At 69.7% G+C, this 23,262-nt stretch carries 24 protein-coding genes and 1 pseudogene; 14 read left to right on the forward strand and 11 right to left on the reverse strand.

Features of this window, described 5'->3' with window-relative positions; genetic code table 11:
- The first annotated feature begins 238 nt into the window (after positions 1-238).
- Positions 239-529: a hypothetical protein gene (locus I0C86_RS16180; protein WP_196202059.1), complete on the forward strand. Its 291-nt coding sequence runs from the start codon at positions 239-241 to the stop codon at positions 527-529.
- Positions 530-967: 438 nt separating this feature from the next.
- On the opposite strand, the gene I0C86_RS16185 is transcribed toward I0C86_RS16180, so the two are convergent.
- The gene (locus tag I0C86_RS16185; RefSeq protein ID WP_196202060.1) at positions 968-1,255 is read right to left on the reverse strand and encodes a hypothetical protein; all 288 of its coding nucleotides are present in this window, start codon (positions 1,253-1,255) and stop codon (positions 968-970) included.
- A 56-nt stretch (positions 1,256-1,311) separates the two neighbouring features.
- Here I0C86_RS16185 and I0C86_RS43455 point away from each other — a divergent pair.
- From I0C86_RS43455 to I0C86_RS16210, 6 genes and pseudogenes are all read left to right on the forward strand, one after another.
- Positions 1,312-1,705, forward strand: a pseudogene (locus I0C86_RS43455) (IS701 family transposase); the annotation flags it as partial.
- 381 nt (positions 1,706-2,086) lie between these two features.
- Complete coding sequence (locus tag I0C86_RS16190; protein ID WP_196202078.1) at positions 2,087-3,022, forward strand: NAD(P)H-binding protein; 936 nt, start codon at positions 2,087-2,089, stop codon at positions 3,020-3,022.
- The gene (locus I0C86_RS16195) at positions 3,019-3,855 is read left to right on the forward strand and encodes an NAD(P)H-binding protein (RefSeq protein ID WP_196202061.1); all 837 of its coding nucleotides are present in this window, start codon (positions 3,019-3,021) and stop codon (positions 3,853-3,855) included. The genes I0C86_RS16190 and I0C86_RS16195 overlap by 4 nt, the downstream gene beginning before the upstream one ends.
- A gap of 137 nt (positions 3,856-3,992) precedes the next feature.
- On the forward strand, positions 3,993-4,232 hold the full coding sequence (locus I0C86_RS16200) for a hypothetical protein (protein WP_196202062.1): 240 nt from the start codon (positions 3,993-3,995) through the stop codon (positions 4,230-4,232).
- 84 nt (positions 4,233-4,316) lie between these two features.
- On the forward strand, positions 4,317-4,904 hold the full coding sequence (locus I0C86_RS16205) for a histidine phosphatase family protein (RefSeq protein WP_196202063.1): 588 nt from the start codon (positions 4,317-4,319) through the stop codon (positions 4,902-4,904).
- A gap of 29 nt (positions 4,905-4,933) precedes the next feature.
- The gene (locus I0C86_RS16210; protein ID WP_323373668.1) at positions 4,934-5,428 is read left to right on the forward strand and encodes an NUDIX hydrolase; all 495 of its coding nucleotides are present in this window, start codon (positions 4,934-4,936) and stop codon (positions 5,426-5,428) included.
- A 34-nt stretch (positions 5,429-5,462) separates the two neighbouring features.
- Here the strand turns inward: I0C86_RS16210 and I0C86_RS16215 are convergent, their stop codons facing one another.
- Positions 5,463-5,930 carry a hypothetical protein gene (locus tag I0C86_RS16215; protein WP_196202065.1) on the reverse strand — a complete coding sequence of 156 codons (468 nt, stop codon included), beginning with the start codon at positions 5,928-5,930 and terminating at the stop codon, positions 5,463-5,465.
- 361 nt (positions 5,931-6,291) lie between these two features.
- On the opposite strand from I0C86_RS16215, the gene I0C86_RS16220 reads away from it, so the two are divergent.
- On the forward strand, positions 6,292-6,729 hold the full coding sequence (locus I0C86_RS16220) for an HPF/RaiA family ribosome-associated protein (protein ID WP_196202066.1): 438 nt from the start codon (positions 6,292-6,294) through the stop codon (positions 6,727-6,729).
- 141 nt (positions 6,730-6,870) lie between these two features.
- Here the strand turns inward: I0C86_RS16220 and I0C86_RS16225 are convergent, their stop codons facing one another.
- Complete coding sequence (locus I0C86_RS16225) at positions 6,871-7,578, reverse strand: tetratricopeptide repeat protein (protein WP_323373669.1); 708 nt, start codon at positions 7,576-7,578, stop codon at positions 6,871-6,873.
- Between the two features lie 101 nt (positions 7,579-7,679).
- On the opposite strand from I0C86_RS16225, the gene I0C86_RS16230 reads away from it, so the two are divergent.
- Together I0C86_RS16230 and I0C86_RS16235 are read left to right on the forward strand one after the other, a co-directional pair.
- Complete coding sequence (locus I0C86_RS16230) at positions 7,680-8,174, forward strand: sigma-70 family RNA polymerase sigma factor (RefSeq protein ID WP_323373670.1); 495 nt, start codon at positions 7,680-7,682, stop codon at positions 8,172-8,174.
- Positions 8,171-8,890 (forward strand): hypothetical protein, encoded by a 720-nt coding sequence (locus I0C86_RS16235; protein ID WP_196202067.1) that lies wholly within the window; start codon positions 8,171-8,173, stop codon positions 8,888-8,890. The genes I0C86_RS16230 and I0C86_RS16235 overlap by 4 nt, the downstream gene beginning before the upstream one ends.
- Positions 8,891-9,000: 110 nt before the next feature.
- Here I0C86_RS16235 and I0C86_RS16240 read toward each other — a convergent pair whose 3' ends face one another.
- A complete protein-coding gene (locus tag I0C86_RS16240; RefSeq protein ID WP_196202068.1) occupies positions 9,001-9,657 on the reverse strand; it encodes a class I SAM-dependent methyltransferase in 657 nt (218 codons plus the stop codon).
- A gap of 107 nt (positions 9,658-9,764) precedes the next feature.
- On the opposite strand from I0C86_RS16240, the gene I0C86_RS16245 reads away from it, so the two are divergent.
- Positions 9,765-11,651 carry a LamG-like jellyroll fold domain-containing protein gene (locus I0C86_RS16245; protein ID WP_196202069.1) on the forward strand — a complete coding sequence of 629 codons (1,887 nt, stop codon included), beginning with the start codon at positions 9,765-9,767 and terminating at the stop codon, positions 11,649-11,651.
- A 58-nt stretch (positions 11,652-11,709) separates the two neighbouring features.
- Here I0C86_RS16245 and I0C86_RS16250 read toward each other — a convergent pair whose 3' ends face one another.
- Complete coding sequence (locus I0C86_RS16250) at positions 11,710-12,678, reverse strand: fibronectin type III domain-containing protein (RefSeq protein ID WP_196202070.1); 969 nt, start codon at positions 12,676-12,678, stop codon at positions 11,710-11,712.
- A gap of 80 nt (positions 12,679-12,758) precedes the next feature.
- Positions 12,759-13,772: an MBL fold metallo-hydrolase gene (locus I0C86_RS16255; RefSeq protein ID WP_196202071.1), complete on the reverse strand. Its 1,014-nt coding sequence runs from the start codon at positions 13,770-13,772 to the stop codon at positions 12,759-12,761.
- Positions 13,773-14,077: 305 nt separating this feature from the next.
- Between I0C86_RS16255 and I0C86_RS16260 the strand changes: the two genes are divergently transcribed.
- Positions 14,078-14,623: a GNAT family N-acetyltransferase gene (locus I0C86_RS16260; RefSeq protein ID WP_196202072.1), complete on the forward strand. Its 546-nt coding sequence runs from the start codon at positions 14,078-14,080 to the stop codon at positions 14,621-14,623.
- Between the two features lie 19 nt (positions 14,624-14,642).
- Here I0C86_RS16260 and I0C86_RS44475 read toward each other — a convergent pair whose 3' ends face one another.
- The 4 genes from I0C86_RS44475 to I0C86_RS16280 form a co-directional block, all read right to left on the reverse strand.
- Complete coding sequence (locus I0C86_RS44475) at positions 14,643-15,827, reverse strand: hypothetical protein (protein WP_196202073.1); 1,185 nt, start codon at positions 15,825-15,827, stop codon at positions 14,643-14,645.
- An 867-nt stretch (positions 15,828-16,694) separates the two neighbouring features.
- Positions 16,695-17,282, reverse strand: coding sequence for a CGNR zinc finger domain-containing protein (locus I0C86_RS16270; protein WP_196202074.1), 588 nt, complete (start codon positions 17,280-17,282; stop codon positions 16,695-16,697).
- An 18-nt stretch (positions 17,283-17,300) separates the two neighbouring features.
- Entirely contained in the window at positions 17,301-18,482 is a 1,182-nt protein-coding gene (locus tag I0C86_RS16275) for a glutathionylspermidine synthase family protein (protein WP_196202081.1), read from the reverse strand.
- A 2-nt stretch (positions 18,483-18,484) separates the two neighbouring features.
- Positions 18,485-18,766 carry a hypothetical protein gene (locus I0C86_RS16280; protein WP_323373671.1) on the reverse strand — a complete coding sequence of 94 codons (282 nt, stop codon included), beginning with the start codon at positions 18,764-18,766 and terminating at the stop codon, positions 18,485-18,487.
- 179 nt (positions 18,767-18,945) lie between these two features.
- Here I0C86_RS16280 and I0C86_RS16285 point away from each other — a divergent pair, with 179 nt between their 5' ends.
- Positions 18,946-19,866, forward strand: coding sequence for a proline dehydrogenase family protein (locus tag I0C86_RS16285; RefSeq protein WP_196202075.1), 921 nt, complete (start codon positions 18,946-18,948; stop codon positions 19,864-19,866).
- A gap of 131 nt (positions 19,867-19,997) precedes the next feature.
- Here I0C86_RS16285 and I0C86_RS16290 read toward each other — a convergent pair whose 3' ends face one another.
- The gene (locus tag I0C86_RS16290; RefSeq protein WP_196202076.1) at positions 19,998-22,382 is read right to left on the reverse strand and encodes a hypothetical protein; all 2,385 of its coding nucleotides are present in this window, start codon (positions 22,380-22,382) and stop codon (positions 19,998-20,000) included.
- A gap of 270 nt (positions 22,383-22,652) precedes the next feature.
- Between I0C86_RS16290 and I0C86_RS16295 the strand changes: the two genes are divergently transcribed.
- On the forward strand, positions 22,653-23,262 hold a 610-nt coding region (locus I0C86_RS16295), incomplete at its 3' end, for a permease prefix domain 1-containing protein (protein ID WP_196202077.1).

The following is a 23,262-nucleotide window of genomic DNA, read 5'->3' on the forward strand; positions in this document are numbered from 1 at the left end:
ACTCGACTTCGGCGAGGCGACCATCTCCGAGGAGGACGAGCAGTCGAGGCGTACGCAGATCTGGTGTGACGCCCCGATCGGCGAACCTCGCGCCGGCCCCGGCAGCCGGCGCTGCCAGCGGTTCGCCAACCACCCGGGCGCCTGCGCAAGCGGCTGAAGCGAAGCCGCGTCTGGCAGTGCGGCCTGTTGTCCGATGGTCATCGATCGGGCTCCGTCCCGGTTCGGCTACCGTGCCGCCATGTTGTTCGTCGAAGTCATCGGAGACAGGCCGCTGCCCGATTCGGTCGATCGGGACGATGTCGAGGACGCGATCGTGGAGGCGGTCGGCGAGGACGGTGAGGTTACCGGCGCGGGTGCCGGCAGCGGCAGGTGGCATCTCGACCTGGAGATTGGCGTCAACGACGCCGCCGCCCAGCGTGCGGGCCTGCTACGGGCGGCAAAAGCGTTGGTCAGGATGGACCTGGGTTGGGTACGCCTCCGGCCCGAAGGCGAGGTTGGTGCCAGGTCCACCGCCGACTTCGTCCGCTGAGCGGATAGCAGGGCGAGCCGATGAGGGCTGTCGGGCGACCTGACGTCGATGTCGTTACGAATGTTCCTCGGCTACCGTGCGGGGAATTTGGCGCTCGGCTCCAGCCACGCGGCGTCCGCGTCGGCGGATGTGTCGGCGGCCGCGCTGGTGGCCGGCGTTGTCGCGCTGGTCCGTGCCCGTTAGCCGGAGGCGGACGCCAATACGACCATCCAACGGATCATGTCCACTGCCACCGCCCTCGCCGACTCGCCTCCTCTGTACGGGCGCGGCCTCGTCAGCCCTGTGGCTGCGTTGACCGCCGACGTACCGCCTATCGCCGACAATCCGTTGGGACAACCAGGCGGTCAATCGAACGGCGACGGCAATCCCGGCGACGGTTGGCAGCTGTGGCTCGTCGGGGGAGTAGCGATGGTGGGACTGTCGATCCTGATCGCCGGCCTAGTGGCCGGACTGCTGTACCGGCGGCGGCGCGCCCGGTGACAGCGGGCGATGCTCGCGACGGAGGAATACTTGTCGGCCGTCCTCGCCGAAGCTGACCACCCGCCAACCCTGAGCCTCGAGTAGCTCGGCCGCAGCCATCGTGGTTTCGAGCGCGCGCGGACCCAGCCCGCCGAGGGTGCCGACGCAGACGAACGTCAGCGGGTAGCCGTGCAGTCGCACCTGCCCCGAGAGGATGTCCGTGGCGTTGAACCAACGGGGGGGTGGTGGCAGCGCTGGCATCGACATTCATTCAGGTTAGACGTGTGGGCGCATCGCCCCTAGTGTGCCGAGTCGTTCAGGCATGGTGTCGACTGTCGGCCGGTGCGGGTGCGCACGGGCCTCGTGAGTATTGGTGGGCGCGGGTGCCTGTCCGGGTGCCGGCCTGGTGGAAACCCGGCCGCGGGCACTGGCTCCTCGCCCGCCGCAGCATCACCACGGGCCAGATCGCCTACCACGTCCTGCTACGGCTCCCGTCGCACCCGCCTGGTCGACCACGCCCGCGTCGCTGGTGCCCGGTGGGCAGTCGAGGAATGCTTCCAGCAGGCGAAGAACGAGGCTGGTCTGGACGAGTACCAGGTGAGGGACTGGCGGGCCTGGTACGCCCACATCACCCTCGCGGTGGCTGCCTACACCTGGCTGGTCATAGCCCGATCTCTTGCCGTAAAAGGGGAACCGCCGCCAGCAACGGCATGGTGATCGGCTACACCCTACCGGAGATCCGACGACTGCTCACCGCACTGACCGTGCGACAACCCCGGCCACCGCAACAGTTGTGGGCCTGGTCCCGATGGCGCCGACGACGCCAGTACCAGGCCAGACTCTGCCACTACCGACGACACGGCTACCCCTGACACTGCCGTTGCAGTACTTAGAGCAGATCAAATGGAAACCCACAGCCGAACTCCGGGGGCGCCAGACCCGTTGGCGGCACGCGTTCGTACACATGTGCTATGTGCGGCCTTCTCGAATCCGACCTACTCTCCCTGGTGACCGCCGCCGCGCCATTGGCCGTGGCTTCGCGACGGCGGTCTATCGCCCCATCCAGGGATTTCAAGAGGGAGCAACGTGGCAATTCTAGTGACCGGTGCGACCGGCAATGTGGGTCGCCAGGTGGTGGACCGGCTGGTAACGGCCGGGCAGACGGTACGCGCGATGACCCGCGAGCCCGGAGCCGCGCGCCTCCCGGACGGTGTCGAGGTGGTCCAGGGAGATTTTCTGCGGCCGGAGACCTGGGCGGCGGCGCTCGACGGAGTCGAGCGCGTCCACCTGTTCCCGTTCGCCTACTACGCCCCCGACTCCGGCGACGGATTTCCCGGCTTTGTCGGGGAGGCGGTGCAAGCGGGCGTCCGCAGGTTCGTCGTCCACTCTGCCGCCGCAGCGGGACTCCCGGCCGACGCCGGGGGCGGCAGCGACGCGCTGCGGCGGCATCTGACCGAGGAACGGGAGGCGCACCGAGGGCTGGAACTCGCGGTGGAGGCCTCCGGCGCCGAGTGGACCCACGTGCGGCCAGGGCTGCTCGCGGTCAACGCCCTGCGCTGGGCCGAGCCGATCCGCGCCGAGCGGGTCGTGCGCGAGCCGTACGCCACGGCCGGCTATCCGTTGGTGCACGAGGCCGATGTCGCCGACGTGGCGGTCGCGGCGCTGCTGACGGACGATCACGTCGGCGCCGCGTACACCCTCACAGGTCCGGCAAAGGTCTCCCAGGTGGAGCAGGTGGTGGCGATCGGTGCCGCCATCGGCGTGGAGGTCCGGTTCGAGGAGCTGGATCCGGCCGAGGCGCGTCTCCAGTGGCTCCGGGCCGGCTATCCCGAGGAGAGCGTCGACTGGATGATCGCGTTGCTCGCCGACGCGGTCGAGGGGACCAGGGTGCTCCCACCGACGGCCACCATCCAGCGGGTGACCGGCCGACCGCCGCGTACGTTCGCGCAGTGGGCCGTCGACCACGCGGCCGACTTCCGGGTCCACCACCCGGCCGGCTTCCGCACGGCGTCCCGGACGGAGGTCGCGGCATGACGATCCTGGTCACCGGCGCGACCGGCGCGGTGGGACGGCTCGTCGTCGCCGAACTACTGAACGCCGGGCAGCACGTCCGCGCGCTCACCCGTACGCCGGCGGCGGCGAACCTGCCCGACGGGGTCGAGGTGGTTGGCGGCGATCTCGAGGATCCGGCCTCGCTGGAGGGCGTCTTCGACGGCGTCGACCGGATGTACCTGTTTCCGATCGGGCGTACGGCCCGGGAGGTCGTCGCCGCAGCCAAGCAGACCGGGGTACGCCGGATAGTGGTGCTCTCCGGGGCGATGGCCGGCAGCGACGACGGCCCAGGCGGCTACCTGCCCGTCGAGCGCGCCGTCGAGGATTCCGGTCTGGAGTGGACACACGTCCGGCCGGGCGAGTTCGCGCTGAACTGGCTGGGCTGGGCGGCGGCCATCAAGGCCGAGCGGGTCGTCCGCCGCCCGTACGGCGGCGCGGTGACCCAACCCACCCACGAGGCCGACGTCGCCGCGGTGGCCGCGACAGTTCTCGTCGAGGACGGTCACGCCGGCCGGAAGTACACCCTCGCCGGGCCCGAGGCGCTGACGACGGTCGCCCAGGCTCACGCGATCGGCGCGGCGATCGGCGACGAGGTCCGGTTCGAGGAACTGGATCCCGTCGAGGCCCGTGGGCAGTGGATCCGGGACGGCTATCCGGAGGCGTTCGTGGACTGGATCTTCATGCTCTGGGCGGAGTCCGCGCGGCACCCGGAGCCGGTGAACGAGGAGTGGGCCAGTGTCGTCCCACGACTGACCGGCCGGCCCGCCCGTACGTTCGCGGAGTGGGCCACGGACCACTCGGCGGATTTCCGGTAGGCCGAGGGTGGGAGCGGCGGTGACCGAAAGCGCCGCACCGCCGCCCCCACGACATTGGCAGGACTTCCGCCGCCGGCTTGCAAGGCGTACGGCGGACTCCCGACCCACCCTCACGCCCGGCCGGCCAGAAGGCACTGATGCCGGCACACCCGGACGACGACCGCGACCTCTCCGAGCTGCGAGACGCGATCGAGGAGTCCTCCCCCGAACCGAGGGTGTTGCTGATCGGCTACGCCTGCAACTCGGATCAGGGCCTGCTGCGGATCTCCTGGGGCGAAGCGGCCCTGGGCCGGGACAACCTACTGCACTGGGGACACGTCGACGACCTGCCGGTGCCGGCTGTCTCGGCCGACGGTCGACGCGGCTGGGCCGCCTGACCCAGGTGACCATGAGGATGCCGACAGCATAGACATTCGGCGATATTGTCGTTTCCGAACACTGGCCGGAAAGGTTGATCTGGATTGCAGACCGAGGTGGTGTTGGTCCGGCACGCGATCTCCGTACCGCGAACGGCGGACGGCCCGGACGAACTCACGCGACCGCTCGCCCTCGACGGTCTTCGGCAGGCGCTCGCCCTGGCTGAACCGCTTGTCGTGCCGCGTCCGGCGGCGGTGTGGTCGAGCCCGTACCTCCGCGCGATCCAGACCGTCGCACCGACGGCTCACTCACACGGGCTCGAGGTGCAGACCCGGTGGGAGTTGCGCGAGTGGGACGACGGCTTGGCGTTCACCGACGACTGGATCCCGCATTACGAGCACAGTTGGGCCGATCCCTCGTTCGCGCGGCCCGGTGGAGAGAGCATGGATCAGCTGACCGGCCGTGCTGTTGCCGCGCTACGGACGCTGGCTGGCCGGTACGCCGGCAAGCGGGTGCTGGTCGGCAGCCACGGCACCTTCGTCTCCCGGGCGCTGTGCGGGTTCGGCGCGGCCGTGGACCGGCACTTCTGGCAGCACATGCCGATGCCGGCGATCTACTGTCTACGCTTCGTCGCCGGTGCCCAGCAGCCCGAGGTGACCGGGCCGGGCCTGGGCGGCGTCCCGCTTCGATGATGTCGAAGTACGGGGCCATACTCGTACGGGTGAACGTCATCGAGCGCAGTGTCGTGCGGGTCGTGGTCCTCGACGCGCTCGGTCAGGTGCTGTTGTTCCACACCCGCGATCCCACCTACCCGGAGCTCGGCACCTGGTGGGAACTGCCCGGCGGCGGGATCGAGCCGGGCGAGACGGTTCCCGAGGCGGCGATCCGGGAGCTGGCCGAGGAGACCGGCATCGCGATCAGCTCGGAGCAGGTGGGCGCGCCGACCTGGCGGCGACGGGCGACGTTCCGCTATCGCGGCAAACGGCTGCTGAACAACGAGGTGGTCGTGGTGGTACGGCTGTCGGTGGCCGGTCCACCGGTGGACGGTGCGGCCCGGGTGGGGTTCGAGGACGAGGACTACTTCGACTACCGCTGGTACCCGATGACCGAGATCGTCGGCAGCACCGACAGGTTCTACCCGGGGCGCCTGCCGGAACTACTCGGGCCGTTCCTCGACGGCGAGGAGATCGACGAACCGTTCGAACAGTGGTCCTGAGCGGCCCATGGCCAGGCGACTCCTCGGCCGGGCGTCAGTCCATTTCGGGCAGGACCAGGGTCAGCGCGAACACCCACATCAGGATGGCCGAGGCGACGATGAACAGGATGATGTACGTCTCGTACCAGCGGACGAGGTTTCTGTGCCGGGGCGGCTTCCGGAACCCGGGCCGTACGGCCTCGTCGGTCAGTTCGCACTCCTCCCGGCGGTAGTCCAGCCAGTTGAGGATGCCGACGAAGATGAGCAGCGTGGTGAAGGCGGCCACGAGGGTGATCAGGCACAGTATGCCGATGACTCCGGCGCGGGCCGTCTCGGCGCTGATCTCCCACTTTCGGAAGCCCACGAAGACCGCCAGCGCGCCTCCGGCGAGCGTCGTCGCGAGCGCCTGGTAGATGGCCAGGAACCGGTAGACGTTCTCGTTGCTGGCGTGCAACTGCTGGAGGATGTACTTGTAGCGTTCGAGGTGGAACTCGGCGACGGCGTTACTCTGCGGCTCGGTCATCGTCTGCTCGCACACGGAAGAGACATGGGACGGCGGCTCCACGAGTCGCGGGCACGGGTCGTTCGACCATAGTGGCAACCGCCGCATAACGGTAGCGAGGCGACAGGTCGCCCTTCCTGGCCGTACGCCTGCCGAAACTGTCGTTCGGTGACGTGTCGTACAAGATCGGAGCACCTGATCCGCTTCGGAATGGTGACGCCGGTAGTGGCCGCCGCGCGTTTTCAGGGGCGGGTCCGCTGGGTACCGACTGATCAACCGCTGGTAACCGCAGCGCGTGTCGAACGAAGGGGTCAGCCAAGATGGTCATGGACAGCTCGTGTCGCGTCACCGGATCCGTACTCGTCGAGGGCGAGGCGCGGCGATGAGCGGCGCCCGAGGGAACCCGGCCACGGTGGCGGACTGCCTGCGGGTCGGTGCCGGCTTCTCGCAGGGCGACCGTAACTGGATCGCCGAGCAGTTCACTCCCCTGGACGCGCGGCTGGCCGCCTTCCCGGCCGACGGCACCGAACTCGAGGTGTCGGTGAAGGACCGGGAGGCCAGGGGGCAGAAGATCACCCTGGAGTGCTGGATCGCCGGCCGCTCGAAGATCGTCACGACCTCGTCCGAGGAGGATCTGAGGGCCGGTCTGCACGACGTCCGGGACGACCTCCGGCGTCGGCTCAACGACGCGAAAACTCGGCAGGAACCCCGACACAACCGGCATCTGCGCGACACCGGGCTGCCCGAGCCGACCCCGGTCGACGAGGCCGCCACGCCGGCCGGCGACGAACCGACGGGCGGGGCCGAACCCACCGCCTGAGTACCTGTCGTCCGAGTACGTGTCGTCCCGCCGGTCACGCCGCGACCGGCGGGACGGCGGCAGGTCCGGACCAGGCGTATCAGCGGATCGTCGTGGACCTGACCGTCGGTGGTGCGTTCCGGGCCGATGGCGTCGGGCCGGTCACGTCTGGGCCGTCCCCAGGTGCACTCTCGCTTCCTCGACCTGCCGCCGGATCGCCTCGGCGCCGCTGGCCTCGGCGATCGAGCCGGCCTCCTCGATCAGCGCCAACCCGTCATCCCGGCGGCCCTGGGCGGCCGCGACGTAGGCCAGCCCGACCAGGTTCGCGGCGACACCGGGCAGAAGCCCGATCTCCCGTCGAAGCCGCGTGGACTCTTCCAGACGCTCGCGCGCGGCGGCCAGTCGGCCGGCGGTGTGGTCCGCGTACCCGAGATGCCGCAGCGCGTACGACATCGTGAGCTTGTCGCCGACCTGCGCCGCGAGCTCGTACGACCGCTGTAGAACCGGAACCGCCGTGTCGTCGTCCCGCAGCGACATCTGGTGGTACGTGCCGACCCAGAACAGCGCCTCGCCCTCGCCTCGTACGTCGCCGAGGCCTCGGTAGAGGTCGGCGGCACGCTCGAACGACGCCAGCTCGGCCGGGTTCTCGGTCCGCCGCTCCCGAGAACGGGCCTGCATGATCCGGCCGCGCGCCACGGCGAGATCGGCCTCGACCGCGTCCAGCTCCCGCGCCGCCGTGTCCAGTGTGGCCATGTCGCCCACGAAGACGGCCCGGTCGCATGCCTGCCTGGCTCGTTCGATCCGGTCCTCTGCGCCCATCGTCTCCCCGGCCAGCCAGCTGTGCTCGCGTGGCCCAATGTCCCAGACCACACCATCCGAGGATGCCCCGACCGCCTTGCCGGCATTCGCTGGCCTGAAGAGCCGCGGCCCGCTGAGGTAAGTGGATCGGAGCCCTCGAGCGTGTATGGGGCGTGAGGCAGTTGGAGTTCACAGAGTTCTACCAGGCCGAGCGGGACAGGTGCCTGCGGGCGGTACTGGCGGTCGTGGTTGACCGCCAGTTGGCCGAGGACCTGGTGTCCGAGGCGTTCACGCGTGCGTGGATGTCGTGGCAGAAGGTTCGCCGGCATCCGGCACCGCGAGCGTGGATCGTGCGTACCGCGCTGAACCTCCGGGTCTCGTGGTGGCGTCGACGACGACGGGAAGTGGAACTGGGCAACGCGTACGAGGTCGCGGACGCCACCGGCAGCGATCCGGCCGTGGATCCCAAACTGCTGGCCGTGCTGCGTCAACTACCGCAGCGGCAGCGGGAGGTGGTGGTCTTCCGGGTCCTGCTCGACCTCGACACGGAGGCCACGGCCCGGGCGCTCGGGATGGCCCGGGGAACCGTGACCGCCCATCTGTCACGCGCGGTCGCGACGCTTCGCGGCCAACTCGTCACCGAACAGAGCCGAGAGGGTGGATCATGAACAACTACGACACGGGCACGCCAGAGGTGCTGGACGTACTGAAGGAGTCGCTGGACGGGGTCACCATGGGTACGCCGGTCGAGCAGATCATGGCTACGGGCCGTACCCGCCTGAACCGCCGCCGCCTGGCGGGCGCCGCGACGGCCCTGGTCGCGGTCGCTGGCGTCGCGCTCGGCGTGGCGACGTACGCCAACCCGCCGGCGGCGCCGCCCGGCGCGTCGGACGGCAGCACCCTGCAGATCCAGACGGTCGCGTACACCGTCAACAAGAACCAGGACGGCACGGTCAAGGTCACCTGGGACAAGCAGCGCTACTTCGACGACCGGGAGGAATTGCAGGCGGCGCTGCGCGAGGCGGGCTTCCCGGTGCTCATCAGGGAGGGTGAGTTCTGCAAGGGCCCGGACGACGACGGGACGCTGGACCCCGGCGGCACCGGGCCCGGGGTCGAGCGTGTGATGAAGGGCAGGTCCGAGACGGACGGCAAGGTCACGCTCGTTTTCGACCCCTCGGCGATGCCGGCCGGGAAGCAGCTGTTCATCGGGTACCTGAACCCGGCCCAACTGGCCGTGACGCACGGTTCTCCCGGGTCCGTCGAGCGCCTGATCTCCACCGGGGTGCCGCTGACCTGCACGACCGACGCGCCGCCTCCGCACCCGCGCAAGGGTGACGGCCAGCCGCAGAGCCCGAAGCCGTCGAAGGGGACGGAGCACCGCTGAGTCCAGCAGGAGCGATGGCCTGACAGGGGTCCGGGGACCCACTGTCAGGCCATCGCCCGACGTTCCCGCCGAGGTGTTACCCCGAACCTCCCGAGGTGTTACCCCGAACCTCAGACCTCCGGAGCCGGCTTGCGCGCCAGCACGAAACCCTGCGGGGTCTTGTCCACGCCGTCGCGCTCCCGTACCACCGTCGCCCACAGGTCGAAGCCGGCGTCGCGGAGCAGTTGGACGATGTCGTTCGGTTGCTGCCGGTACCAGTCGCAGTTGATCTTCTTGCCGAAGACCTCGTCGAGGTGGAACCGGTCGTCGCCGACCTGGAAGGCGAGCATCAGCAGCCCGCCCGGCGCCAGCACCCGGTGGAACTCGGCGAAGACCTCGGCGCGGCGCTCCCACGGAACGTGGATGACCGAGTAGTACCCGAGCAGGCCGCCGAGCGACGCGTCGGGCAGGTCGAGGGCCAGCATCGAGCCCACCTCGAACCGCAGGGCCGGGTAGGTGCGGCGGGCGTGGTCGATCATCCCGGGCGACAGGTCGATGCCGAACGCGTCCAGCCCCAGCTTCTGCAACACGATCGTCACCCGGCCGGGTCCGCAGCCGACGTCGGCGACCGGGCCGTTCCCGCCGGCGCGTACGAGTTCCGCGAACGTGGCCAGCAACGCCCGGTCCAGGGGCCTGCCGTCCAGGTCCGAGCCGAACATGTCGACGTACTCGTTGACCGTGGCGTCGTAGGAATCCCGGGTGTCGGCGAGAAACTGTGTGTCGGACATGGCGGTCGAGACTAGTGGTTCGAGCCCGACAGTTCGACGTCGGCGGACCGGCGGATGATGGACGCCGCGTACCAGCCGCGGCCCGGCGACCTCCGAGGAGCGCGATCATGGATGAGACTCCGAGTCGACGCCGCTTCCTCCAGGGTGCCGGACTGGTCGGGGCCGGACTTGTCGGCGGCGGCACGGCGGCCGGGGCGCTTCTTCCGGCCCTGGACCTGACCGGATGGACCGGCGACCGTACCGGCGACGGCTACGATTCCGCGTCGCCCCGGTTCACCCTCGCCGTCATCCCGGACACCCAGTATCTCTTCGACGGCGACCGGGGCGATCCGGCACCGCTGGCGGCGACACTGAGCTGGATTCTGGACCACCGGGCGGACCGGAACATCGCCTTCACCGCCCACCTCGGCGACATCGTCGAGAACGCGGCCGCCGCCGAACTGGCCGAGGCGGGCCAGGTCTTCGAGGTCTTCGACCAGCACCGGGTGCCGTACAGCGTGCTGGCCGGGAACCACGACATCGACGCCTCCGCCACTGACCAACGTGGACCGAGCCCGTACCTCGACGTCTTCGGGCCGCACCGGGTGGGCCGGTTGCCGACGTACGGTGGTGGCACGCCGGACGGCTACAACACGTACCACCGCTTTCCGGCCGCCGGACGCGAGTGGCTGCTGCTCGCGCTCGACTGGCGGCCCTCGGACGGCACCCTCGACTGGGCCCGGTCGGTGCTCGCCGCGCATCCGCGTACCCCGGCGATCCTGACCACCCACGACCTCGCGGACTCCGACGAGACCGGCGTCGCCTGGCTCTCCGAGCATGGCCGGCGGCTCTGGGACGGGCTGATCGCGGAAAGCGACCAGATCTTCCTCACCATCAACGGGCACTACTGGCCGCCGGGACGCCTCGTCCGGCGCAATGCCGCCGGCCGGGACGTGCACGTGCACATCACCAACTACCAGGACCGCTACCACGGCGGTGCGGCGATGCTCCGGCTCTACCACTTCGACCTGGCCCGCGACACGATCGACGTCGAGACGTTCTCGCCGTGGATCCTCGGCCAGCGTCCGGAGCAGCGGAACGCGCTCGCGCGACGGGAGGTCGAGCTGACCGACCCGGCAAACCGGTTCTCCCTCGCCATCGACTTCGCCGACCGGTTCGCCGGGTTCGCCCCGGTCGCCCCACGCCCGCCGCGCGACCCGGCCGCCGTACTGGTCGACGGCACCGTGGCCTACTGGCGGTTCGACCGGGGCGGAGCCGACGGGGCCGCCGTACCGGACGACGTCCGGATCGACGACCTCTCCGGCCGGGGCAACCATCTGACCCGGGTAACCCTTTCCGGCAGCGGCCCGGCGGCGCTGCGCTGGTCGACCGGGCACCATCCCGACCAGCCGGCCCACGCGAGCCTCTTCTTCGACGGAAGCAGGCAGTCCGAGGAAGGCGGAGGCAGGAAACCGGCACGCGGCGCCTATCTGCGTACGGTCGACGGGGCGCCGCTGAACGCGGCGACGTTCGACCAGGGTTACACCGTCGAGGCGTTCGTCAGGCTGCCGGCGGACGTCCGGTCCACCGGCGACCACGGCTACATGAGCATCCTGAGCCGGTTCGGTGCCGGCCGGGACGCCGGAAAGCTCGGCGGCGACCCGGCGGCACCGATCGCGACACTCAGCATGTCCGACGGGATGGCGGTGCTGTGGGCGGTCTTCCCCGCCGAGCAGCCCGGCCGGGTCGCCAACTGGGGCCACGAGATGCGCGCCGACGAGTGGTTCCACGTGGCCGTGGTCAACGACGGCCGGCACAGCACGCTCCACATCGACGGGATCAGACTGCTCCGCAACCCGTCGGCCGGGGCGACCGGGCTGGCCACCACCGGCGAGCCGTGGCTCGTCGGCGCCCACCATCACAACCGGATCGTCGAGCAGGGCTTCTACGGCTGGATCGGCGACATCCGCATCGTCGACCGGCCGTTGCCGCCCAGCGGTTTCCTCCGGGCGTGACCCGACAGGACCACGAGCCTCCGGGGCCGCTGTCGATACCCCTTGCCGGTCCGCTGACCTACTCGTTGGGCGCGGTGAAGGTCACCGTCTCGGAGGGGGCGGAGTAGACGCCCGCCTGGTCGACCGCGCGTACGTAGACCTCGTACGTATTGCCGGGAGAGACGGCGAAGGTGACGGTCCGGACGTCTGCGGCGGGGTTCGAGACGCCGAGGGTGCCGCCGTTGACGTACGTGAAGTACCGGGAGATCGGGAAGTCGCCGGGCGTCGATGCCGACCACGACAACGTCGACGAGGTCGGGGTGAGCGTGCTGACGGTCAGGTCGGACGGCGGGGACGGCGGCACCGACGGGACGGTGGTGACGGTGCCGCGGGCGGACGTGGCCGAGCGCGGTGTGCCGTCGGTGAAGCGGACGACGACGATGAACGTGTAGCTCGTGCCCGGCCTGAGCCCCGTGAGCCCCACACTTGTCGTCGACGGGCCCGTGCTCGCCCGGACCTGGATCGGCTGGGTCGGGGTCGCGGGCGGGGCGATCAGGTCGTAGCCGGCGATCCGTTCAGGGGCGACCGCCGGTGGTCGCCACGAAACGGTGGCGGTGGTGGCCGTGACGTCGGTCGCCACCGGCGGGCCGGGCACGATCTCGCTCGGCAGGGTCGTGATGTTCACCGGCGCCGAGGCCGGCCCGTGGACGCCGGCGGTGTCCCGCGCCCGCACGTACAACTCGTAGGACGTGGCCGGACGCAAACCGCCGATCGGCACGAAGACCCACACGCTGGTCGTGGTGGCGACCAACTGGTCCGGGTAGATCCAGCCTGGCCGGCGGGCGTAGACCTCGTACACCGCGATCGGGTTGCTGCCCACGGCGGCCGGCATCCAGGCCAGGTCGACGGTGGTGGCGGAGAGGAACTGCGTGCCGGCGGCCCGTGGGGCGCCGGGCGGGGTCACCGGCGCGCTCGCCTGTGCCGGCGCCGGTCCGGCGGTCACCAACGCGAAGGCGAGTGCGATGCCGAGCAGATGCCTGTGGCCCATCCCGACATGCTCCGCCCCCCATTGAACGATGTCAATCGATGGGGGGCGGAGCATGTCGACCAGCTCTCCGGACGGCGTGCCTAGAAGGTGTAGCTGGTCAGGTACTCCGGAACGACGATCCTGCTCTTCGGGGCGGCCCTCCGGACCGCCTCGACCATGGCGTCGAGGCGCAGGCGGTCGGCCGGCGCGACCTGCGGCGGATTCCGCAGCGGCGTCTCGAAGTTGTCCCAGTGCACCGGTACCACGATCTCCGGCTGACCCAGGGCGTCGAGCAGCCGGGGCACGTACTCGTGGGTGGCGTCGCTGGACGCCATCGCGATCATGGCGACGTCCGGGGCCAGGCCGGCGACGTTCCGTTCCACGAAGTCGCTGCCGCCCATGAAGAACACCGCCGGCCCGTCCTTGACCGTCAACTGGTAGGCGAGCGTGTCGCCTTCGGGCAGGTCGGCGATGGTGTGCGGCTTCCGTGGCGGGCTCAGCCGCACCCCGGGAAAGGCCATCGAGTACGACGCGTTCCGGCTGTGCAGCGAGGCGACCACCTCGACGCTGTAGTCGCCGAAGTCGAGGAACTCCCCGCCCTTGACCGGACTCAACTGCGCCGGCGGCGTGCCGTACGCCAACCCGAGCTGGTACGCCGTCATCGTGCCGAACACCCGCGCACCACTGGTCGCCGCGATCCTCGGTACGTCGTTGAAGTGGTCCCAGTGGGTGTGCGTCACCAGCACCGTCTCCGGCCGACCCGCGTGCTCGGCGACGGTGTCGACGTCCACGGTCAGCTTGGTCGCCTGGTTGAACGCGCCCTTGAACAGCCCGGTGTCGAACCGGCTGAGGTAGGGGTCGACGAGCACAGTCCGGGCGCCGATGTCGATCCGCCAGCCGGACGTACCGAACCAGCGGAACGTCGCGACCGCGTTCCCGCCCCGGCTCCCGCCTCCGGTCCTGCTCCGGTTCGCCGCCAGCGAACCAGAGGCGGAACCAGAGGCGGAAACAGACGCGGACGCGGATGTCGACAGCCCGGCCACCGAGGTCAGGGCGGCGGCGCCGACGGCGGCGGTCCGGAGCAGGTCCCGGCGGTCGATTCGAGATTCGGGCATGGCTGTGCCCTCCGATCGTTGTGCGAGTTGAGCGGTCGAATGCCGTCGAAACCACATCATCGGCGGACCGGCCCCGTCCAAGACCATCCGCCGGCCCGACCGATATGCGTTCGGATATCGGCCCTGCTCACACCGGGTGGGCGGGCACCGTGCCGGGCCGAAAAATCGTTCGTCGACGCCCGTCGCGTCCCGGACACTCCGTCCCACACCCGATCAGCCGTCGCAGCGTGGTGGCGAAATGCCGTCGGTTCTGTCCGCCCGGCCAGGTTGAATGGGCACGCGGACGACCGACGGATGGTGGTGGCATGGCCGAGGAGCAGGCGCAGGAGCAGGCGCGCGAGCGGGTGCGGATCGAGCCGTGGAGCGAGGACGACCTCGACCTGCTGCGCCGGATCAACTCTCCGGAGATGAAGCGGCACCTCGGCGGCCCGGAGACCGACGAGCAGGTGCTCGCCCGGCACGAGCGGTACGTCCGGTTCGCCGACTCCGGTCAGGGGTGCATGTTCCGGGTCCTGGCGCTGCCGGAGGCCGTACCGGTGGGGAGTATCGGCTACTGGATCCGCCTCTGGCACGACGAGAAGATCTTCGAGATGGGCTGGAGCATCCTGCCGACGTACCAGGGAAGGGGGCTGGCGACCGCGGCGCTCGCCGCCGTGGTCGACGTGGTGCGGGCCCGGCGGACCTACCGGTACGCCCACGCGTTCCCGTCGGTCGACAATCCCGCCTCGAACGCGGTCTGCCGCAAGGCCGGTTTCCTACTTCTCGGCGAGACGGAGTTCGAGTTTCCACCGGGCCGGCCGATGCGCTCCAACGACTGGCGCCTCGACCTCACCGCGCCCACACCCGGCTGATCACCCGCCCGTCGCTCGGTTAGGACCTGCGCCGATCGGTGTACCAGACGAGACCTTTTGCCGGAACCCCGAGTTCCTCGGCATCGAAACTGATACCCACGACCATGCCGTCGTCGTTCATGCCCGTCGCGTGGCCGGTGTTGTCGTTGGCGCCGAAGACGTCGAGTTGGGTCACCACGCCCCGCCGCCACACGTACCCCCGCAGGCCGGACGGTCCGACGAGGTTTCCCGTCACGTCACCGCGTTCGTTGATCGCGGCGGCCGTGGACGAGTGCACGCCGGGGAGGTCGCCCAGGTCGGTCAGAACGCCACGGTGCCAGAGGTACGCCCGATCAGCCCGGTTGGCGGAGATGCCGGTGAAGACGACCTGTCCACGGTTGTTGACGTCGATCGACCCGAGCGGCGGTGACGAGTTCATCTCCCCCAGCAGGGTGCGCACGCCGCGGTCCCAGAAGAAGACGGACGCGTTCCGGTCCACCGGGTTGTCGGTGCCGACGATCTGCCCGAGGTCGTTGAGGTCGTACAGCCGGGCGTCGTGGCCGCCGAGGTCACCCAGGTCGGTCAGCCCGCTGCGGTCGTCCCACAGGAGGATCCGTAACGGCGGCATGGCGCCCGGTGGCGGCGGCTCGTCGCTGTTGTAGGTGGCGGCCACCTGGCCCCGGTTGTTGATCCGGGCCGTGCTGTACCCCATGTCGACGGGGCCGGGCGTCGGCACCCTGGTCATCACGCCGCGCCGCCAGACGAAGTAGGAGTTCGCTCCGTCGGCGGTGTTGCTGACGCCGACCACCTCGCCGCGCTCGTTGATGCCCAGGGCAGCGCTGTTCGCGCCGCCCAGCGTGCCGAGGTCGGTCATCACGCCGCCCTGCCAGACGAACCCGTGCAGGTCGCCCGACGGAGTACCGCTCTGGCCCACGACCTGACCGCGTCCGTTGATGTCCCGGGTGATGACCGAGGAGCCGTCGAGGCCATCGATCTCTGTCAGAACGCCGCGCTGCCACAGGGCCAGGAGGCTGAGGACCTGCCCCCGGTTGTTCACCTGTTGCGGCCAGCCGAGTGATATCCGCACCGGAGCGATCGACCGGTGCGCCAGGGTGCCACGTTCGCCCGCGTACGCCGGCTGGCCGTTCGCTCCGAGGACTCCGACTCCGGCCACCATCGTGGCGGTCAGGACGAATCCAACTCCCTTACGCGATCGTTCACACACCGAAAGTCACCTTCTTGATCGCCGTGGACGTGCCGGACGCGATCCGGCTCGATGCTGAGGGCGACGTGCGGCTGATGCCGTACGGGTCGCCGGGTTGACCACCGCAGCGGCGAGCGCGACGACCGGCGCAGCCGTGCGTCGGGTTCCGGCCACCGACGGCTTCGCGCCATGTCGAAACGCGACCGGGGTCCGGAGTCGCGGGGATATCGCTCATGGTGCGCGGACGCCGGAGGCGGCACAAGGTGCTGGCCATGCCAGGTCACCACGGGTACGCAGGCGATTTGTCGCTTCACCGCGTACCGTCGGCGGTTGGTCGTCCCGTTGGCTCCACCGGACCTGGGACGTTCTCGGTTACTCACCGCATACAGGTGAGCCGACCTCGGATCCTGTCGGACATCGGATAACGCCGCCATGCGGATACCTGCTATGCCGGACGTCGTCGGATCGATTCCTCCACCAACCGTTTCTTGACCGGAATCGGGGCGGGTGGTGCGTCAGGATCGACGCACGGCCGTCAATCCGGCACCCCATGCCCGTCCTGCTCAAACGTTCTGGTGACCCTGCTGGCGGTGTCCTGTGTGGTCGCGGCGGCCAGCGGCTACCGGGTGTACCGGAGTCTCACGGACGCCGCCGGATCGGTCCAGCGCGTCGGCGACCGTCCCTCCGGATCACCGATGCCAGTGGTGCCGTCCGGACCCGGGAACTCCTCCTGGTCAAGGAGGGCGGCCGGTGGCGCCCCTGCCCGTGAGGACGGTGCCGACGGGGCTGGCGGCGGCACGGCGGCGCAGGTCACCCGCCCCGCTCGGTGGCGACCTCGGTGAGCGGGGCGGTCGGCGCCGTCGAACCGGTGCGGGACAGCGGCGCCGGTCAGCCGACCGACGCGGGAGCCATCTCCGCGACGGTCAACTCGACCGGAGCCGGCGTCTTCGCCTCGACGGCGGCCCGTTTGCGGGCCCGGTGCGCCGCGACGTGCGAGCGGGTGGCGCAGCGCTCCGAGCAGAACCGGCGGCAGCAGTTCGACGACGTGTCCAGGTAGACGTTGCCGCACCGGTCGTCCGCGCAGAGGCCGAACCGCGCGCTGCCGTACTCGCAGAGCCAGACCGACAGACCCCAGACCGCGCCGGCCAGGTACTCGGCACTGACCGAGGCGCCCCGGCTGGTCACGTGCATGTGCCAGTCCTTGGCGTCGTGACCGGAGATGCGTGGCTGAACTGGGTAGTTCTCCAAAAGCGAATTCAGTTCGGTCACCGCGTCGGCGTCCCGGCCGGCGGATCCGAATTCGAAGACGTCTCGGAGTCGTTTCTGGGCTCGGCGGAAGGCGGCGACATCGCGTTCGGTCACCTCATCGCGCATCCAACCGTGCTCCTCGGGAAAAACGGCCCGGAGGTCGTCGAGGTCGTCGAGTCGCGCGTTGACGAGATCAACCCCGGTCCGGGCGTACGCGTCGAAGTTCACCCGACAACCGTAGACGACTCACGGCTCCCGTGGCGCGTCCACGTAGTGGGGAAGGAACCGCGCGTAGCCATCGGTGATCAGGCTCCTGCTCTCCCGGATGCCCGCCCCGGCCGACTCTCCGGCGACCACCCAACTGCCCAACACCACATGGTTATCCGAAAACGACGGTAGTGCGCGGAATTCCTGGTAGCACCATCCCTCGTCACCGTAGATCCCGGGATTGTTGATCTCTCCCGCTCCGGTGACGATCCGGACCGATCCACCCTCCCGGCCCAACAACGGCTTGACCACGTATTCGGTCATTCCCCGGGGCGAATCGAGGTACGCGGGCAGCAGGAACGGATGATCGGGATACAACTCCCAGAGCACCGCGAGCAGCGCCTTGTTGGACAGAAGCAACTTCCAGGCCGGCTCGATCCAGGTCGTCGGGGTGCCCGGGTCCAGCGCCGGCCGGCCGTACGGCTCGGCGAGCATCCACTCCCACGGATAGAGCTTGAAGCAGGTGAGGATCGGCGTACGGATCCCGTCCGGGCCCGCCGGAGCGGTGAACCGGCGGCCGTCCCAGCCGATCTCGAGCATCGGCAGCATCTCGGTCTTCAGTCCGGCCTGGTGGGCGGTCTCGGCGAGGTAGCCGGCGGTCATCTGGTCCTCGCCGGTCTCCTCCTCGTCCGACCAGGCCACGTGCAGCAGCGGGTCGTGCAGTCCGGCGCCGATCTTCCGCCAGGCCTCGACCAGCCGCTCGTGCAGGCTGTTCCACTGGTCCAGGGTGGGACGGGTGTCCTCCAGCCAGTACCACTGGATCACCGCCGCCTCGACCAGCGCGGTCGGAGTGTCCGCGTTGTACTCCAGCATCTTCGGCGGCCAGGAACCGTCGTACCAGAGGTCGAACCTGCCGTAGAGGGTGGGCGGCTGCTCCCGCAGCGACCGGGTGACCGCCTCGGCCGCCCAGGCCGGGATGCCGAACTCGGCGAACCGGTTCTTCGCCACCACGTGCTCGGCCGCCGCCACCGACATCCGGTGCAGCTCCTCGGTCGCCTCCTCCAGCCGGAGGACCTCGTCGAGCTCCATCCGGTAGCAGGCGCTCTCGTCCCAGTACGACATGAACCTGCCGTCCGGCAGTTCGGTGTCGGCGTAGACCAGACCCTGGCCACGAACGGTCGCCGACCAGTCCGGGCGGGGCGTGCTGCTCTCCCGCCGCACCGTCAACCGCCGCAGGAGGCGAGGTGGGTGCCGAAGCCGCTCTGGGTGGGTACCGCCGCGACCGGCTCGACGCCTCCGCCTCCGCCACCGACCCTGGCCTCGACCACACCCGCCGAGGCCGGGTCGGCGCTGGCGAGGGAGCGGTTCTTCGGCTTGGTCGACCGCGAGTCACAGTCGTCGTCGTCACCCACCTGGTTGCATCCGGTGAGGGTCAGGGCGAGCGCGGTGAGCGCACCCAGGTGCACGCTCGCGGACCGGAGACGCCGTCGCGATAGTTTTTCCACGAGATCGTTGTAACCGATGCGTGCCACCGCCCGATACCCCGGGGTGCGGCCCGATCCGGGTGGACGGGTGCGTCGAGGCGGCTTCCGGCGCCCCCGCCCCGACCTCCGGGCTCCCGGCGGCGCCGGCCGGCAGTCGGCGTCCCCGAGTACGGGGAACCGGCTGGCGTTACGCTCGGCTCATGCTCCGATCGGTCATCCTCGCCGCGTCCCGGTCAACCCGGTTCGAGCGGCTCGTCGAGACGGCCCCCTTCACCCGGGACGTCGTACGCCGGTTCGTCGCCGGCATCTCCACCGACGACGCGCTGCGCGCCACCCGCGCGCTGGTCGCCGATGGTCTGGCGGTCTCCATCGACCACCTCGGTGAGGACACCGTCGGCGGGGACCAGGCCACCGCCGTGCGGGACGAGTACCTGCGTCTGCTCGCCGGCCTCGCCGAGGCCGGGTTGACCCCGCCGGCCGAGGTCAGCGTCAAACTCTCCGCACTGGGACAGAAGTTCGACGAGCGGCTGGCCCGGGAGAACGCCCACGCGATCTGCGCCGCCGCGGCGGCGGCCGGCACCACGGTCACCCTCGACATGGAGGACCACACCACCACCGACTCGACCCTCGACATCCTGGCCGAGCTGCGCAAGGACTTCCCGGGTACGGGGGCGGTGCTCCAGGCGTACCTGCGGCGGACCGAATCCGACTGTCGGGAGCTGGCCACCCCGGGATCCCGGGTACGGCTCTGCAAGGGGGCGTACTCCGAGCCCGAGTCGGTGGCGTACCAGTCGGCCCGCGAGGTGGACAAGTCGTACGTCCGCTGTCTCAACATCCTGCTCTCCGGCTCCGGGTACCCGATGCTCGCCACCCATGACCCCCGGCTGATCGCGATCACGGAGGACCGGGCCCGGTGGTTCGACCGGGCGCCGTCCGAGTTCGAGTTCCAACTCCTCTACGGCGTACGCCCCGACGAGCAGACCCGGCTCGTCGAGGCCGGGCACACCGTGCGGGTCTACCTGCCGTACGGCACCGACTGGTACGGCTATCTGATGCGGCGGCTCGCCGAGCGTCCGGCCAACCTGGCGTTCTTCGCCCGCGCGGTCGCCACCCGGCGATAGGCGCATCCGGCTCCTCGGAGGTCTGGTCCTGAGGACCGTTCCCCCGGGGAACCGGATGCGCCCGCTTCGTCGTCGACGGTGGTGCTCGTACCGCTCACCGGACGTCGACCACCCGCTCCTCGTGTCGAGGATCAGGCGAAGCAGTTGTCGATGTCTTCCGGGCCGCCACAGTTGTCGGGCCGGTTCTTGATGATCAACGAATCGTCGTCCACCTTCACCTTGACGTCCTTGGCGAAGATGCCGCCACCCTTCTTGGTGGCGTCGTTTTCGGTGATCTTGACCCAGGACAGCTTCAGCGAGCCGCCCTTGATGGCGATACCGCCACCGACCGAGCGGGGACCGACAGCGCTGTTGCGGCTGATCTCGGTCTTCCGCACGATCACCTCGGACTTCTCCGCGAAGATCCCGCCGCCGTCACCACGGGTGGTGTTGCCGAGGATCTTGCTGTCATCCACCACGAGCAGGCCCTTGATGGTGGCGAAGCCACCGCCGTTGGCGGTCCCGAGGTTGTGGCTGACATTGAGGTGCCGAACCGTGAGGGTGGCGTCCTTGTTGAAGAGGCCGCCGCCCACCTTGGCGGTGTTGCCGTTGACCTCGCCACCGTCGATCTTCGTCCGGGCCGAGACGCTGGCGATGCCGCCGCCTTCGGCCGCGTTGTTGCGCTCGAAGGCACTCTTGTAGATGTCGGCCGCGCCCTGGTGGTTGGCGAGCCCGCCGCCAGCCCCGTAGGCACTGTTGTCGAAGAACTCCGACTTCTCCACGGTGAGGACGCCCCCGTTGAGGATGCCGCCGCCGTTGCCGGCCGAACTGTTGTCGACGAACTTGCTCTCCAGGACCGCCATGTGGCCGTCGTTGAAGATCGCCCCGCCGCCACCCTCCTTGGAGAGGGCGGTGCTGTGCGCGACGGTGATGCGCTTGACGACGGCGCTGGCGCCGTGGTCGACCGAGATCGCACCGCCGTCCGAGGCCCGACCGTTCTTCAGGAACACGTCGCTCAACTCCAACTCGCCACCGTCGCGGACGGTGAAGAAGCGGAAGTCCTTGGCGTACGAGTCCCGGGTGATGGTCGCGCCCTCGCCCTTGATCTTGATGGGCGTCTTGATGACCGGCAGACCCGAGTTGTCACCGTGCTTGCGGGTCTTGCCGCCTTTGCCGTCCTTGCCGTTGACACTGCCGGTGCCGTTGACACCGGTCGCGGTGCCGGACGGCGCCGGGCCACCCGCGGCGTCCACGGGAGCCTTGCCATCGTCCTTGCCGCCCTTGCCGTTGTGCTTCTCACCACTGTCGTCGTACGCGGTGAGCACGTACGTGCACTTCGGCGCGAGCTTGAGGCTGGCCCCACCCTCGGCGTTGGCGTGTACCAGCGCCGCGATGAGCTCGTCCGGGTCACAGGGAACGGACTTGACGTCCTTGTTCTCCTCGTCCGAACCGCACTCCCAGGCCGAGCCCTGGCTGCCGGAGCCACTTTCGCTCCCGCTCTCGGACCCGCCGTGCCAGCGCGAACCGTCCGAGCCGGGGGTCTCCCCGGACGAACCGTTCTCGCCGCCGCCCTGGGAGCCGCCCTCGGAGCCGCCCTGCCATTCCGAGCCGCTCTGGGACCCACCCTGGGATCCGCCCTGCGAACCGCCCTGCCAGGCGGAGCCGCCCTGCGACCCACCCTGGGAGCCGCCCTGCCAGGCGGAGCCGCCCTGCGAGCCGGAGCCGTGCGAGTCCTTGGACTCCTCGGGCTTGGCCTTCGAGTCCTTGGACTCCTCGGGCTTGGCCTTCGAGTCCTTGGACTCCTCGGGCTTGGCCTTCGAGTCCTTGGACTCCTCGGGCTTGACCTTCGGGTCCTTGGTCTCGGCCGGTCCGGCCTTCGGGTCCTTGGTCTCCGTGGGGCCGGCCTTCGGGTCCTTGGTCTCGGCCGGTCCGGCCTTCGGGTCCCTGGACTCTTCGGGCTTGACCTTCGGGTCCTTGGACTCAGCCGGTCCCGCCTTCGGGTCCTTCTTGTCCTCGTGCTTCTTGTCCTCGCGCTGCTCGGACCCGTCCTTGCCCTGCTCGGACCCGTCCTTGCCCTGCCACGAGCCGTTCCAGCCTCCGCTGTTCCCGGTGTCGCAGCCCTTGTCCTTCTCGCCGCCACCCTGCCAGCCGCTGCCGCCAGAGTTCTGACCCTCGTCCTGCCTGTCCTTCGGGTTCTCGTCGTGCTTGCCGGGATCCTTGCCGTTCTCGCCCTTGTCGTTGTCGAAGGCGACGACTGACAGGTTTCCCAGGTTCAGATCGGTCAGGCCCTTGTCGCCGGCCATCGTTGCCACGCCGGTCAGGCCACTCGCTCCGACCACCAGGCTGCCTGCGACGATGCCTCCGGCTAAGAACCACCGGGATCGCCGCCTTGTGGGCCGCGTTGTGGGCTGACCACCGGGATCCACATGGCTCCCTTGGAATTCGGACATCAAGCTCCCTGCCTTTCGAATACAAGACACGGCCGCACCAAGTGGGGCGCGGAGGGCTACAAATGGGTTGTAGCCACTGAATGTCACCGTACGGCGCCCTTCCGGGCATCGCGGGCTTACGTGAAGAAAACCCACTATCAAGTGGAATTAGGCCGCTGCGCGCTTGAAAAGTGCGATCCATATCGATGGCGGGCAGATCCCATCAATTCATTCCGGGCAAGGAAAAGCAGACGGTGAGTCGGAAGGACTTAATACCCGATACCTCAGAGACACCCCGGAAAGGTCGAATCCGTACATCCGTCGCGTCAAGGCACAGCCCACGTGAAAGGCGCCGTAGCCCGGTCAGGGATCCTCCGGATGGCGGACTCCCTTCCGACCGGGGAGACTGGCTCGGTGACGGCCGTTATCGACGACTACGTCTCCGCCGTGCGCTCGGGGCTGCGGGGATCCGCCCGACTCCGCGCGGACATGCTGACCGAGATCCGCGATGCGCTGGTCGACGCGGCGGAGAGTCACCAACGGAACGGGGTCGGTACGCCGGAGGCGGAGCGGCGCGCCGTACTGGAGTTCGGGTCGGCGCGGCAGATCGCGGCGGGGCTACAGGACGTGCTGGCCGTTGACCAGGCCCGTCGTACGGCGGGGCTGCTGCTCGCCGTGCTCGGCACCCAGTTCGTCTCGAGCGAGCTGATGGGCCGGGTGGGCGGCTGGCAGCAACTGTGGGGCACCACCGAGCCCGGTGCGGCCTACCTGTGGCTGGCGCGGGCGACCGACACGTTCTCCGGGCTCGCTATCACCGCCGCCGTCGTCACGGTCGTGCTGTTGCGCTGGGGGCTGCGCCACGTCGGAGTGCACCTGGTCGTCGCGCGGTTGACCGCCGTACTCGCGGCGGTGGTGATCGGGACGACGCTGCTCTGCGGCGGGTTGCTGAGCGTACTGACGCCCCGGACCGGGGGTGCCACGCTGGTGG

The organism is Plantactinospora alkalitolerans (assembly GCF_015690345.1).
Lineage (GTDB): Bacteria > Actinomycetota > Actinomycetes > Mycobacteriales > Micromonosporaceae > Plantactinospora > Plantactinospora alkalitolerans.

Excerpts from the sequence above, each read along its gene's own strand:
- I0C86_RS16180 (WP_196202059.1), top strand. The coding sequence starts at position 239 with ATGTTGTTCGTCGAAGTCATCGGAGACAGGCCGCTGCCCGATTCGGTC.
- I0C86_RS16185 (WP_196202060.1), bottom strand. The coding sequence starts at position 1,255 with ATGTCGATGCCAGCGCTGCCACCACCCCCCCGTTGGTTCAACGCCACG.
- I0C86_RS16195 (WP_196202061.1), top strand. The coding sequence starts at position 3,019 with ATGACGATCCTGGTCACCGGCGCGACCGGCGCGGTGGGACGGCTCGTC.
- I0C86_RS16200 (WP_196202062.1), top strand. The coding sequence starts at position 3,993 with ATGCCGGCACACCCGGACGACGACCGCGACCTCTCCGAGCTGCGAGAC.
- I0C86_RS16215 (WP_196202065.1), bottom strand. The coding sequence starts at position 5,930 with ATGACCGAGCCGCAGAGTAACGCCGTCGCCGAGTTCCACCTCGAACGC.
- I0C86_RS16220 (WP_196202066.1), top strand. The coding sequence starts at position 6,292 with ATGAGCGGCGCCCGAGGGAACCCGGCCACGGTGGCGGACTGCCTGCGG.
- I0C86_RS16235 (WP_196202067.1), top strand. The coding sequence starts at position 8,171 with ATGAACAACTACGACACGGGCACGCCAGAGGTGCTGGACGTACTGAAG.
- I0C86_RS16240 (WP_196202068.1), bottom strand. The coding sequence starts at position 9,657 with ATGTCCGACACACAGTTTCTCGCCGACACCCGGGATTCCTACGACGCC.
- I0C86_RS16245 (WP_196202069.1), top strand. The coding sequence starts at position 9,765 with ATGGATGAGACTCCGAGTCGACGCCGCTTCCTCCAGGGTGCCGGACTG.
- I0C86_RS16250 (WP_196202070.1), bottom strand. The coding sequence starts at position 12,678 with ATGGGCCACAGGCATCTGCTCGGCATCGCACTCGCCTTCGCGTTGGTG.
- I0C86_RS16255 (WP_196202071.1), bottom strand. The coding sequence starts at position 13,772 with ATGCCCGAATCTCGAATCGACCGCCGGGACCTGCTCCGGACCGCCGCC.
- I0C86_RS16260 (WP_196202072.1), top strand. The coding sequence starts at position 14,078 with ATGGCCGAGGAGCAGGCGCAGGAGCAGGCGCGCGAGCGGGTGCGGATC.
- I0C86_RS16285 (WP_196202075.1), top strand. The coding sequence starts at position 18,946 with ATGCTCCGATCGGTCATCCTCGCCGCGTCCCGGTCAACCCGGTTCGAG.